The organism is Pseudomonas sp. PB120, assembly GCF_009761815.1.
Lineage (GTDB): Bacteria > Pseudomonadota > Gammaproteobacteria > Pseudomonadales > Pseudomonadaceae > Aquipseudomonas.
Genome location: NZ_RWIN01000122.1, coordinates 173,547 through 186,204, shown reverse-complemented (window position 1 = coordinate 186,204; position 12,658 = coordinate 173,547). Strand labels below are relative to the sequence as shown.

Below are 12,658 nucleotides of genomic sequence, written 5' to 3'. Positions count from 1 at the left end.
CAAGCGGTTATTTTCCGAAGTTTTCAAAGTTTCCTTTGCAACTTCAACCACTTGCGCTTTCGATCTCTCGTCAGCGGGAGGCGAATTCTACAGCGTTACACGCTGCTGTCAACACCTCTTTTTCAACCCCCTTTCGGCTTCGATGACCTGAAGCAACTCACTGTCGAAAACTACGTAACTCGTTGTTTACCAAGGAGTTTTCCGCTTCGACTGCGCCGGAAGTGGGGCGAATTATAGGCTTCTAGAATTCGCCGTCAACCCCTTATCTCAGGTTTATTCGGATTTGAGCGTAATACGCGCAAAAGCCTTCTTTCCGGCCTGGCAAACGTGGGTCGCGCCCAGTACGTATATAAAGGTGCGATCGACAACCTCACCATCTATACGCACACCACCCGAATTCAGCAGATCACGCGCCACAGCAGAGTTCTTCACCAAACCTGCTTTATTAAGGACAGCGGCAATCGGCATATCTTCGGTAGCGCTCAGCTCGATCTCCGGCAGATCATCTGGCAGCTCGCCTTCCTTCATGCGGTTACCTGCCGCGCGGTGAGCATTGGCCGCAGCCTCTTCACCATGGAAGCGCGCAACGATTTCTTCGGCCAGCTTGATCTTGATGTCACGAGGGTTCGCACCCGCTTCGACATCCGCACGGAATGCATTGATCTCATCCATGGAGCGGAAGCTCAGCAATTCGAAGTAACGCCACATTAGCGCATCCGGAATGGAAACCAGCTTGCTGTACATAACGCCTGGCGCTTCCTGGATACCGACATAGTTGCCCAAGGACTTGGACATCTTCTTCACGCCATCCAGACCTTCGAGCAACGGCATCGTCAGAATGCACTGCGGCTCCTGACCGTAAGCACGCTGCAGTTCGCGCCCCATCAGCAGGTTGAACTTCTGATCGGTACCGCCCAGCTCGACATCCGCTCGCAGAGCAACGGAGTCATACCCCTGCACTAGCGGGTAGAGAAACTCGTGAATGGCGATTGGCTGATTGGTCGTATAGCGCTTATCGAAGTCATCGCGCTCGAGCATGCGAGCCACGGTGTATTGCGACGTCAGGCGAATAAAGTCGGCTGGCCCCATCTGATCCATCCAGGTGGAGTTGAACGCCACTTCGGTTTTGGCCGGATCGAGAATCTTGAAGACCTGAGTCTTGTACGTCTCGGCGTTTTCGAGAACCTGCTCGCGCGTGAGCGGAGGACGGGTCGCGCTCTTGCCGCTTGGATCACCGATCATCCCGGTGAAGTCGCCGATCAGGAAGATCACCTGATGCCCCAGCTCTTGGAACTGGCGCAGCTTGTTAATAAGCACGGTGTGGCCCAAGTGCAAATCCGGTGCGGTCGGATCAAAGCCTGCCTTGATACGTAGCGGTTGGCCACGCTTGAGCTTTTCGATCAGCTCGGACTCGACCAACAATTCTTCCGCACCACGTTTAATCAGCGCTAGCTGCTCTTCAACCGACTTCATAACAGACCCGCAAGGCTCGAATTCAAAGGGGACCAACCATACAAGATCACGCGTCAAATACAAAGTTTGGCCGGCGCAATGACGCCAATCCGCCGGCAGAGTGTCCGTGGACTTGCTTCAGAGATGATTTGGTTATATTTTATACAGTTATTTCATCTTCATCATGTCATTCATCTTTTTCCAATTCATCTTTTTCAAAGTCAAAAATTACCTATGACCCAAGAATCGTCTAAAGCGCCGCCGCTTTACCCGAAGACCCACCTGCTCGCAGCAAGTGGCATCGCCGCTCTCTTGAGCCTGGCGCTTCTGGTATTCCCGTCCAGTGATGTCGAAGCCAAAAAGACAACCCTGAGCCTTGAACTGGAAAGCCCTACCGAACAACTGACACAAGATCAAGACGCTGCTGACGCCGTTCAAGCCACAAATGAGCCGGTGACTTCCCCTTTTGCGCAGATCGATAACAGCGCCGAAGACACCCAGGAAACAGCTGAGTCGGCGCCTGCAGCCGCACCTGCGCCGGCCGTCGAAGAAAAGAAGGGCCCCAATCACAGGGAAGTGATCGTCGCCAAGGGTGACACGCTTTCAACCCTGTTCGAGAAAGTCGGTCTTCCGGCCGCTTCGGTGCATGACGTCCTGGCCAGCGACAAGCAGGCCAAGCAATTCAGCCAGCTCAAACATGGCCAGAAGCTCGAATTCGAACTGAACCCTGAAGGCCAACTGACCAACCTGCACAGTAAGGTCAGCGACCTCGAAAGCATCACCCTGACCAAGAATGACAAGGGTTATGTCTTCAACCGCATTACCGCCAAACCGACTGTGCGCTCTGCCTATGTGCATGGCGTGATCAACAGCTCGTTGTCGCAATCCGCAGCACGTGCCGGTCTGTCCCACAGCCTGACCATGGACATGGCCAGTGTGTTTGGCTACGACGTCGACTTCGCCCAGGATATTCGCCAGGGCGACGAGTTTGACGTGATCTACGAGCAGAAAGTCGTTAACGGCAAGGCCGTCGGCAATGGCCCGATCCTTTCTGCGCGTTTTACCAACCGCGGCAAAACCTACACCGCCGTGCGTTACACCAACAAACAAGGCAACAGCAGCTACTACACCGCTGACGGCAACAGCATGCGTAAGGCGTTCATCCGTACCCCGGTAGACTTCGCCCGCATCAGCTCGAAATTCTCCATGGGCCGCAAACACCCGATTTTGAACAAGATCCGCGCCCACAAAGGTGTCGACTATGCGGCGCCACGCGGCACGCCGATCAAGGCTGCCGGCGACGGTAAAGTCTTGTTGGCCGGTCGCCGTGGCGGCTACGGCAATACCGTGATCATCCAGCACGGCAACACCTACCGTACGCTGTATGGCCATATGCAAGGCTTCGCCAAAGGCGTGCAAACCGGCGGCACCGTGAAACAAGGCCAGGTGATTGGCTACATCGGCACCACCGGTCTTTCTACCGGTCCGCACTTGCACTATGAGTTCCAGGTCAATGGCGTTCACGTCGACCCACTGGGTCAGAAACTACCGATGGCCGATCCGATCGCCAAAGCCGAGCGCGCACGTTTCCTCGCGCAAAGCCAGCCGCTGATGGCGCGCATGGATCAAGAGAAAGCCACCATGCTCGCTTCGAGCAAGCGCTAAGCCATGACGCTCTATATAGGTGTGATGTCCGGGACCAGTCTTGATGGCCTGGACATCGCGCTAGTCGAGCTGACCCCGCCGATCAAGCTGATCGCCACGCACTACATTCCGATGCCCGACTCTTTGCGCGCCGAGCTGCTCAGCTTGTGTGCCAGCGGCCCGGACGAGATTGCCCGCTCCGCCATCGCCCAGCAGAACTGGGTGAAGCTGGCGGCGCAGGGCATTCACAGCCTGCTTGATCAACAGCACCTGAAACCCGAAGACATTCGCGCGATTGGTAGCCATGGCCAGACCATTCGCCACGAACCCGCACGCGGTTTCACCGTGCAGATCGGCAACCCTGCCCTGCTGACAGAACTGACCGGCATCACCGTCGTCAGCGATTTCCGCAGTCGCGACGTTGCGGCTGGCGGGCAAGGTGCCCCGCTGGTTCCGGCGTTTCACGAGGCCTTGTTCGAAGAACAGGCAGGCAACCGCGCTGTACTCAACGTTGGAGGTTTCAGCAACCTCAGCCTGATCGAGCCCGGCAAGCCGGTAGCGGGTTTCGACTGCGGCCCGGGGAATGTGTTGCTGGACGCCTGGATTCATCAACAACGTGGCGACAACTTCGATCGTGATGGCCAATGGGCCGCCAGCGGTAAAGTTGAACCTGTCCTGCTGAAAGCGCTACTCAGTGATCCTTTCTTCGTGACCAAAGGCCCTAAAAGCACCGGTCGCGAAGTGTTCAACCTGCCATGGCTGACGCAGCACCTTTCACAGTTGCCAACTTTCGCCGCCGAAGACGTGCAAACGACACTACTTGAGCTCACCGCGCTGACCATTACCGAGTCACTGCAACACGCACAGTCGGATACTCGAGAACTGCTGGTCTGCGGTGGCGGCGCGCACAACACCACACTGATGAACCGCCTGGCCAGCCTGCTGCCAAACGCGAACGTCAGCAGCACCGCCACTCATGGCGTAGACCCGGACTGGGTCGAAGCAATGGCCTTCGCCTGGCTGGCCCATTGCTGCCTCGAAGGGATCGCGGCAAATCGCCCAAGCGTGACCGGTGCCCGCGGCCTGCGCATACTGGGCGCCATCTACCCCGTCTGAAGTAAAAAAACCCGCACAGCAAAACGCCGCAGAGCCCTGAGGCCCTGCGGCGTTTTATATTGCGGTGACCTGCGATCAGATCGAGAACGAAGAGCCGCAGCCACACGTGGTGGTGGCGTTCGGGTTCTTGATGACGAAGCGCGAACCTTCCAGACCTTCCTGATAATCCACCTCGGCACCTGCCAGGTACTGGAAGCTCATCGGGTCCACGACCAGACTCACACCTTCGCGCTCGACGATGGTGTCGTCATCGGCCACTTCTTCATCGAAGGTAAAGCCGTACTGAAAACCTGAACAACCGCCGCCCGTAACGAATACGCGCAGCTTCAAGCGATCATTCCCCTCTTCATCGACCAGGCTCTTCACCTTGTGCGCGGCACCGTGGGTGAATTGCAAAGCCGTGGGGGTGAAGGATTCGACGCTCATGCTGACTTTCTCCCGGCGCTACGCCGCCATAATGCGTGATGACGCGCATTATCCGCTTCTCCTAGAAAATCGGTCAACTATTGTTATGGTATATCAGTCAACCCGATTGCCAGCCCGGAATGCAAAAAGGCCCGTTCAATGGGCCTTTTTGCTGAGCGGGTTAAAGCCTACGGCAGCATGCCGGCGTGGGACAGGCCCAGACGCTCATCCAGCCCGAACAGGATGTTGAGGTTCTGCACAGCTTGACCCGACGCGCCTTTGACCAGGTTGTCGATGACCGACAACACGACCACTAGATCACCGTCCTGCGGACGATGCACGGCGATACGGCAGACGTTCGCACCCCGCACGCTGCGGGTTTCCGGATGGCTGCCGGCGGGCATCACATCGACGAACGGTTCGTTGGCGTAACGTTTTTCGAACAGCGCTTGCAGATCCACCGAGCGATCCACGACGGTCGCGTACAGCGTCGAGTGAATGCCACGGATCATCGGCGTCAGGTGCGGAACGAAAGTCAGGCCCACGTCCTGGCCAGCAGCGCGACGCAACCCTTGGCGAATTTCTGGCAGGTGACGGTGACCTTTGACGGCGTAGGCCTTCATGCTTTCCGACGTTTCGGAATACAGCGAGCCTACAGAAGCACCACGGCCGGCACCGCTGACACCGGATTTGCAGTCAGCGATCAAGCGAGTGGTATCCGCCAGACCAGCTTCCAGCAATGGCAGGAATCCCAGCTGCGTAGCGGTTGGGTAGCAACCCGGCACAGCAATCAGGCGAGCCTGTTTGATCTGCTCGCGATTGACTTCCGGCAAGCCGTAGACCGCCTCTTCCAGCAGGTCCGGTGCACCGTGTGGCTGACCGTACCACTTGGCCCACTCATCGGCATCTTGCAAACGGAAATCCGCCGACAGGTCGATGACCTTGGTCCCGGCCGCCAGCAGTTCACCGGCCAGTGCGTGGGCAACGCCATGAGGCGTCGCAAAGAACACCACGTCGCAAGCGCCCAACGTCTTGATGTCCGGAACGCTGAACGCCAGGCCGTCGTAATGACCTCGCAGGTTCGGGTACATGTCGGCAACGGCCAGGCCAGCCTCGGATCGGGAAGTGATTACCACCACTTCTGCTTGCGGATGCTGTGCCAACAGACGCAGCAGTTCGACACCGGTGTAACCCGTGCCGCCGACGATACCGACCTTGACCATAAACCTGCCCTCAACGAAACCACTGGAAAGCCGTCGATAATAGGGCCCGTATCGCCCTGCGACAACCGGCAAGGTGACGTGCGGAGCCTCAAGCCTCTACTATCCAGCCTACCGTGAACCTGGGAACAACCAAAAATGCTTTATCTATGGCTCAAAGCTTTTCATATCGTCAGCATCGTCTGCTGGTTTGCCGGCCTGTTCTATTTGCCGCGCCTGTTCGTTTATCACGCGCAAAGTGAAGACACCGTCAGCAAAGAACGCTTCAGCATCATGGAGCGCAAGCTGTACCGCGGCATCATGGGCCCGGCGATGATCGCGACGCTGGTATTCGGTATCGCGCTGATCGCACTCAACCCAGGTATCTTCAGTCAGGGCGCGTGGATACACGCCAAGCTCACACTGGTGGTGATCCTGATCGGCTATCACCACATGTGCGGCGCGCAGGTGAAGCGTTTTGCCCGTGGCGAGAACACCCGCAGCCATGTCTTTTTCCGCTGGTTCAATGAAGTGCCGGTTGTGATATTGCTGGCTATCGTAATTCTGGTCGTGGTTCGGCCGTTCTAACTTCAATCAGTACAACTCACCGGGGTACTTCCCATGTCGCTGCCCGCTTTGCTCGAACAACGTTTGCGTCTGCCTGTGGTGGCGGCGCCGATGTTTCTGATTTCCAACCCGCAACTGGTGCTCGCCTGCTGCCGCAATGGCGTGGTGGGTAGCTTCCCCGCGCTGAATCAGCGCGAGAGCAGCGGCTTCAAGGTCTGGCTGGAAGAAATCGAAGCGGGACTGGCAACCCTGGAAAATCCGGCACCGTATGCGGTCAATCTGATCGTCCACAACAGCAACCCACGGTTGCAGGCCGACCTGGAAATCTGCGTCGAACACAAAGTGCCGATTGTGATTACCAGCCTCGGTGCGGTGAAGGAGGTCGTAGATACAGTGCACAGTTACGGCGGCCTGGTGTTCCACGATGTGACGACTCGCCGTCATGCGGAGAAAGCCGCCGAGGCCGGTGTAGACGGGTTGATCGCGGTGGCGGCAGGGGCCGGTGGGCACGCTGGCACCTGGAGCCCATTTTCGCTGATCGCCGAAATCCGCCAGTTCTTCGACAAGACATTGCTGTTGGCCGGTTGCCTGAACCACGGCCACGAAATTCTCGCTGCGCAATTGCTCGGCGCGGATTTGGCCTACTTTGGTACGCGATTTATCGGCACCACTGAAAGTCATGCACCCGACGCCTATAAAGAGATGCTGCTGACATCCAGGGCAGCGGACATCGTCCATACTGCCGCCGTGTCCGGGATACCGGCGAGTTTCATGCGCCAAAGCCTGGAGGCTGCGGGTTTTGACACGGCAGCGCTGCAAGGCAAGGGCGAGGTGAACTTCGGTGCCAAACTCAAGCCCGTGAGCGATGAGGCAAAAGCCTGGAAAACCGTGTGGTCTGCAGGCCAGGGTGTTGGCGAAATCGACGATCTGCCGAGCGTCGATCAATTGGTCGCACGTCTCGACGTCGAGTATCGCAAAGCGCTGGAACTGGCCGCTCAGCTCCCGAAACGCTGGCCGCGCTGACAGGAAAGTTCGGCCAGTCACCTCGACTGGCCTTACACTCCCGGTTCGCAACATTCACTATTCAAAAAATTCGCGACAAGGATGCCTCGCAATGAGTGAAAACCGTTTCAAGATCGTGTTCGACGGCGCCTTGCTGCCAGGTGTTGACGTCACCACGGCCAAGCTCAACCTCGCCGAACTGTTCAAAAGCGATGTGGCAGCCATCGAACGGTTGTTCAGTGGCCGGCCAGTGGCGCTCAAACAAGGCCTGTCACAGGCTGACGCACAAACCTATCTTCAGGCGCTGACGAAAACCGGCATCGATGCCCGAATCGAAAGCGAACCTTCGATTGAACTGAACTTGTCCGAAGTCCGCGAGCCCTCCCCTGCTCCCAGCCAATGGACATCGACAGGCAACGAATCGCCTTATGCGCCACCTCTGGCGTCGGTGGGTGAAGCATTGCCCGAGTTCGGCCCGCTCAAAGTCTTTACCTTCACCGGACGCATTGGCCGCCTGCGCTATCTGGCCTGGATGATGGCCTCGATGCTGGTCCTGATCGGTGTTAGCGGGGTATTTGTTTCCATCGGTTTTTCGCTCATTGCCCTGACCTCAACCGTTGGCCTGGTGATCGGTGGGCTGGTCGGCGCGGCGGTATGCATCGCGTTCCTGGTTGTCAGCGTTCAGATCAGCGTTCAGCGCCTGCATGACCTGGGTTGGTCTGGCTGGTTGTATCTCCTGACGCTCGTGCCAATTGTGGGCGGGCTTTTCCCGGTTTTACTGGCAGTACTGCCGGGAAATGCCACCGCCAACCAATACGGCGCACCACCACCGGCGAACAGCACGGCGGTGAAAGTGCTTTGCGCGCTGTGGCTGGTGTTCGTCACCGTGGTTTTCATCGGCGCACTCGCGGGTGGCTTCGGCGCCCTGCAGGATGAATACCAAAGCACCACCGAGAGCAGCTATGAAAGTGGCTCGGTCACGACTGATGAAGTCGAAGTAGAGCCTGCACCCGAAGCCGAACAAGCACCGGATTCCACAGACGATGAAGCCGAACAAGCCCCGGCCCCTGTAGACTCTGCGAAAGAATGAACAGCGCTCCCCGCCCGTGACACCTGCGTCGCCGGCGCGGAGCTGTTGCGATGGAGAACTGCATGACCCGTTACGCTCTGATCACCGGCGCTTCCAGCGGCATCGGCCTGGCGATGGCCGAAGCGCTGGCCCGCCGGGGCCGCAGCCTGATTCTGGTGGCCCGACAGCGTGATCAGCTGGAAAGCATTGCAATCGAACTGACCCAACGTTTTGGCGTGGAAGTGCTGTTCCGTGCCTGTGACCTCGGCGAACCGCTGCGCCTGTCCGGGTTTCTGCTGGAACTGGAAGAAGGTGATCGGCAGATCGATTTGTTGGTGAACTGCGCCGGCATCGGCACCTGCGGTCCATTCCTGGCTCAGGACTGGATGACCGAGCAAGACCTGATCGAGGTCAATATCCTCGCCCTGACCCGCTTGTGCCACGCCATCGGCAACAGCATGGCGCTGCAGGGCGGTGGGCAGATTCTGAACGTTGCGTCGGTCGCTGCGTTTCAACCTGGCCCGTGGATGAGCACCTACTACGCCAGCAAGGCCTATGTTCTGCACTTTTCCGAAGGCCTGCGCGTCGAGCTGAAAAAATGTGCGGTAAAGGTGTCGGTGCTCTGCCCTGGCCCGACCCGAACGGCGTTCTATCGCACTGCGAAACTGAATACCGCAAAACTCGCCGACAGCAAACTGCTGATGAGCCCCGAGGAAGTCGCGCTCTATACCGTGCGGGCCCTGGAGAAAAACCGCGCCATCATCATTCCGGGTCGGCGCAATCGCTGGTTCGCCTTCATGCCACGGCTTGGCTCTCGCTGGCTGAACCGGACCATCGCCGGCATGGTCAACAAGGCCTATTGCCCGCGCTGAATGTCACACACGGTAAAAGGCTGGGCTCGGGCATAACCCGTGGTTACACTCAGGCCAGCCCAAACAACGGAGAAAACAGCTGTGGATACTCTGTTCACCAAGATCATCAACCGGGAGATCCCGGCGAAGATCATCTACGAGGACGACCAGGTACTGGCCTTCCACGACATCGCCCCACAGGCACCGGTGCATTTTCTGGTGATCCCGAAAAAACCGGTGCGCACCTTGAACGACCTGACCGAGGACGACAAGGCACTGGCCGGGCACATTCTGTTTACTGCCCAACGCCTGGCGCTGGAACTGGGCTGCGAAAAAGGTTTTCGCGTTGTCATGAACTGCAATGAAGAAGGCGGGCAGACTGTCTACCACATTCATATGCATGTACTCGGTCAACGCCAGATGCATTGGCCGCCGGGTTGATCTACCACGCTTCCCTGTAGGAGCGAGCTTGCTCGCGATGGTCGTCCAGCCACAGAAAATGTGTTGGGCGTTCTATCTTCGCGAGCGAGCTCGCTCCTACAGTTGTATCCAGTGACCCAGCACAAACCTTCCCCGGCCGATTGGGTTAAACTGGCCGCCGAGATTCTTCCCGGAGGTCAGCATGACTACCCAACGTCACTACTCGCCAATTGACCGTCTTCTGCTTCAAGCAGACGCCGCGATGCGTACCTTGCTGCCTTTCAGTGGCCAGCCGTACCGTCCGTCGCCCGCTATCGTGCAGCCAGATGTACAACTGAGCGACGAAGACACCCGGCACGTCGCCGGACTGATGCGCATCAACCATACCGGTGAAGTCTGCGCACAGGCGCTTTATCAGGGTCAGGCCCTGACCGCCAAGCTGCCGCAAGTGCGCGCGGCCATGGAACATGCCGCCGAAGAGGAAATCGATCACCTGGTCTGGTGCGAACAACGCATCCATCAATTGGGCAGCCACACCAGCATCCTTAATCCGCTGTTTTACGGCATGTCGTTCGGAATTGGCGCGGTGGCCGGGCTGATCAGCGATAAAGTCAGCCTTGGTTTCGTTGCTGCCACCGAGCATCAAGTCTGCAAGCACTTGAACGAACACCTTGAGCAACTGCCGGCGGAGGACGAAAAGTCCCGGGCGATTCTCGAGCAGATGCGGATTGATGAAGAACAACACGCTGAAAGTGCATTGGACGCCGGTGGATTTCGGTTTCCGGCGCCGGTGAAGTTCGGGATGAGCTTGTTGGCCAAGGTGATGACCAAGAGCACTTATCGGATCTGATTTCAGAACGAACATAAAAAAGGCGACTGCCGTGAGGGAGTCGCCTTTTTTGTGCCTGAAATTTCTCTCAACCGAGCTCAATGATCTCGTAGTCGTGAGTAATCTCTACACCTGCCGCGCCAAGCATGATCGAGGCCGAGCAATACTTCTCGGCGGACAGCTCGATGGCGCGTTTGACCTGAGCTTCTTTCAGCGCCCGGCCCTTGACCACAAAATGCATGTGAATCTTGGTGAAGACTTTTGGGTCTTCGGTCGCACGCTCGGCTTCGAGGAACGCTTCGCAGCTTTCGACGGCCTGGCGGGATTTCTTGAGAATGCTGACCACATCGAAGTTGCTGCAACCGCCGACACCCAGCAGGAGCATTTCCATGGGGCGGACACCCAGGTTACGACCGCCGGCATCGGGCGGACCGTCCATGACCACGACATGACCGCTGCCGGATTCGCCGAGGAACATGGCTTCGCCAGCCCATTGGATGCGTGCCTTCATCGCCAAGACTCCACTGTCTAAAAAAGGGTCGCCAGCTTAGCACAGGGCCCTTGATTGACACGGATCGCCTTCGTAGGGCAAAACCTTCAGCGCTGTAGGCAAATTCTCGAAAGTTGCAGAAAGTGTCTGTTATGCTGGCGCCAATTCGCTGGCGCATTGCCAGTTTTGCAGCACCTCAGCGATTCCTAAAAAAAGCCAAACACACCGTGCAGTCATTTCGGGATACAACCATGGTTGGTATTGCCCCTACACCCAAGATCAAAAACCTCGACAAGCTGTTGATGCATTGCCAACGCCGTCGTTATGCGGCCAAGAGCAACATTATCTGTGCCGGCGACCGTTCGGAAACGCTGTCCTTCATCATCAAGGGCTCGGTCACCATTCTGATCGAGGATGACGACGGCCGGGAAATGATCATTGCCTACCTGAACGCCGGGGATTTTTTCGGTGAGCTGGGCCTGTTCGAACAGGCGGGTCAGGAGCAGGAACGCAGTGCCTGGGTCCGCGCCAAGATCGAGTGTGAAGTGGCGGAAATCAGCTACGCGAAATTCCGCGAGTTATCACAGCAAGACCCGGACATTCTTTACGCGCTTAGCGGACAAATCGCACAGCGCCTGCGCAATACCACTCGCAAAGTGGGTGATCTGGCGTTCTTCGACGTGACCGGCCGTGTGGCCCGTTGCCTGCTGGAATTGTGCAAACAGCCAGACGCGATGACCCACCCCGACGGCATGCAGATCAAGGTGACCCGTCAGGAAATCGGGCGGATTGTCGGGTGTTCGCGGGAGATGGTCGGTCGCGTGCTCAAGGATCTTGAGGAACGCAACCTGGTGGATGTCAAAGGCAAGACCATGGTGGTCTTCGGCACGCGCTAAGCCTTGAACATATCTGCCAGCAACTGGCGATAAAGCGCATCGAGCCGCCCGAGCGCATCGGGCGCACTGAACTTCTCATGTAACGCGATGTGGCTCTCGGCGCGAACCCGCTGCTCCAGGCCGCACGCCTCGTTGAAACGATTGACCGCCGCGACCATCGACTCGCGTTCGTTGTCCATCAACAATGCACCGTGCACCAGCCCGACCGGACGCGAACCACCCTTGCTCTGGCGCCAGCGCTGAGCGGTGCCAACCATCTTGCGCCCGTCGAGATTGACGTTGAAACGACCGTCGCAGAATGCGCCGTCGACTTCGCCCAACGACGAAACGCCACCCAGTTCATCCAGCAACTGACAGATCGGATCACAGAGTCGGCGATAAGCGGTTTCGATGCGGTTCTGGTCACCTTCACTGCGCGGCGGCGCGTAGACCAGCGCGATGTTGATGGTTGAAGCCGATTGCGGCACCGGCTCACCGCCGGTTTCACGCAGCAGCACGGGCCAACCGGCGGCGGCCGACACTTCGCACGCGGCTTCGAAGGCAGGCAGGCGATTCAAGCGTCGGGGCATGACCAATGCCCGGTCGCTGGGTTGCCAGAACAGCAGGCCGAATTCCGAATCGCCGGTGCACACCTGGGCCAGCAGCTCCTGTTCAGCGAGGAGGCCGGTTTCGACGGTAAGTGGGATTGGCTGGGGCATGGATGACTCCGTAAGACCTG

14 protein-coding genes are annotated in these 12,658 nt (G+C 58.0%); 9 read left to right on the top strand and 5 right to left on the bottom strand.

Annotated features, from left to right (window positions below):
* Positions 1-273: 273 nt before the first annotated feature.
* Complete coding sequence (gene tyrS / locus EJA72_RS22645; protein ID WP_157713876.1) at positions 274-1,473, bottom strand: tyrosine--tRNA ligase; 1,200 nt, start codon at positions 1,471-1,473, stop codon at positions 274-276.
* Positions 1,474-1,686: 213 nt separating this feature from the next.
* Between tyrS and EJA72_RS22640 the strand changes: the two genes are divergently transcribed.
* Both EJA72_RS22640 and EJA72_RS22635 read left to right on the top strand, forming a co-directional pair.
* The gene (locus EJA72_RS22640) at positions 1,687-3,117 is read left to right on the top strand and encodes a peptidoglycan DD-metalloendopeptidase family protein (protein ID WP_157713863.1); all 1,431 of its coding nucleotides are present in this window, start codon (positions 1,687-1,689) and stop codon (positions 3,115-3,117) included.
* Between the two features lie 3 nt (positions 3,118-3,120).
* Positions 3,121-4,212: an anhydro-N-acetylmuramic acid kinase gene (locus EJA72_RS22635; RefSeq protein ID WP_157713861.1), complete on the top strand. Its 1,092-nt coding sequence runs from the start codon at positions 3,121-3,123 to the stop codon at positions 4,210-4,212.
* Positions 4,213-4,287: 75 nt separating this feature from the next.
* Here the strand turns inward: EJA72_RS22635 and erpA are convergent, their stop codons facing one another.
* On the bottom strand, positions 4,288-4,638 hold the full coding sequence (gene erpA / locus EJA72_RS22630; protein WP_007906865.1) for an iron-sulfur cluster insertion protein ErpA: 351 nt from the start codon (positions 4,636-4,638) through the stop codon (positions 4,288-4,290).
* A gap of 167 nt (positions 4,639-4,805) precedes the next feature.
* Positions 4,806-5,840 (bottom strand): N-acetyl-gamma-glutamyl-phosphate reductase, encoded by a 1,035-nt coding sequence (gene argC / locus EJA72_RS22625; protein WP_157713859.1) that lies wholly within the window; start codon positions 5,838-5,840, stop codon positions 4,806-4,808.
* A 135-nt stretch (positions 5,841-5,975) separates the two neighbouring features.
* Here argC and hemJ point away from each other — a divergent pair, with 135 nt between their 5' ends.
* From hemJ to coq7, 6 genes are all read left to right on the top strand, one after another.
* The gene (hemJ, locus tag EJA72_RS22620) at positions 5,976-6,404 is read left to right on the top strand and encodes a protoporphyrinogen oxidase HemJ (protein WP_157713857.1); all 429 of its coding nucleotides are present in this window, start codon (positions 5,976-5,978) and stop codon (positions 6,402-6,404) included.
* A gap of 33 nt (positions 6,405-6,437) precedes the next feature.
* Positions 6,438-7,406, top strand: a complete 969-nt coding sequence (locus tag EJA72_RS22615; RefSeq protein ID WP_157713855.1) for a nitronate monooxygenase family protein — start codon at positions 6,438-6,440, stop codon at positions 7,404-7,406.
* A gap of 91 nt (positions 7,407-7,497) precedes the next feature.
* The gene (locus tag EJA72_RS22610) at positions 7,498-8,475 is read left to right on the top strand and encodes a DUF805 domain-containing protein (protein WP_157713853.1); all 978 of its coding nucleotides are present in this window, start codon (positions 7,498-7,500) and stop codon (positions 8,473-8,475) included.
* A 62-nt stretch (positions 8,476-8,537) separates the two neighbouring features.
* Positions 8,538-9,326 (top strand): SDR family oxidoreductase, encoded by a 789-nt coding sequence (locus tag EJA72_RS22605; protein ID WP_157713851.1) that lies wholly within the window; start codon positions 8,538-8,540, stop codon positions 9,324-9,326.
* An 81-nt stretch (positions 9,327-9,407) separates the two neighbouring features.
* A complete protein-coding gene (locus tag EJA72_RS22600; RefSeq protein ID WP_008027110.1) occupies positions 9,408-9,746 on the top strand; it encodes a histidine triad nucleotide-binding protein in 339 nt (112 codons plus the stop codon).
* 181 nt (positions 9,747-9,927) lie between these two features.
* Entirely contained in the window at positions 9,928-10,575 is a 648-nt protein-coding gene (coq7, locus tag EJA72_RS22595; RefSeq protein WP_157713849.1) for a 2-polyprenyl-3-methyl-6-methoxy-1,4-benzoquinone monooxygenase, read from the top strand.
* A 67-nt stretch (positions 10,576-10,642) separates the two neighbouring features.
* Here the strand turns inward: coq7 and EJA72_RS22590 are convergent, their stop codons facing one another.
* Positions 10,643-11,065, bottom strand: a complete 423-nt coding sequence (locus EJA72_RS22590) for an OsmC family protein (protein WP_042730268.1) — start codon at positions 11,063-11,065, stop codon at positions 10,643-10,645.
* Positions 11,066-11,295: 230 nt separating this feature from the next.
* On the opposite strand from EJA72_RS22590, the gene crp reads away from it, so the two are divergent.
* Positions 11,296-11,940, top strand: a complete 645-nt coding sequence (crp, locus tag EJA72_RS22585; protein ID WP_157713847.1) for a cAMP-activated global transcriptional regulator CRP — start codon at positions 11,296-11,298, stop codon at positions 11,938-11,940.
* Here crp and EJA72_RS22580 read toward each other — a convergent pair.
* The gene (locus EJA72_RS22580) at positions 11,937-12,638 is read right to left on the bottom strand and encodes a lipoate--protein ligase family protein (RefSeq protein WP_157713845.1); all 702 of its coding nucleotides are present in this window, start codon (positions 12,636-12,638) and stop codon (positions 11,937-11,939) included. The genes crp and EJA72_RS22580 overlap by 4 nt on opposite strands.
* Positions 12,639-12,658: the final 20 nt, after the last annotated feature.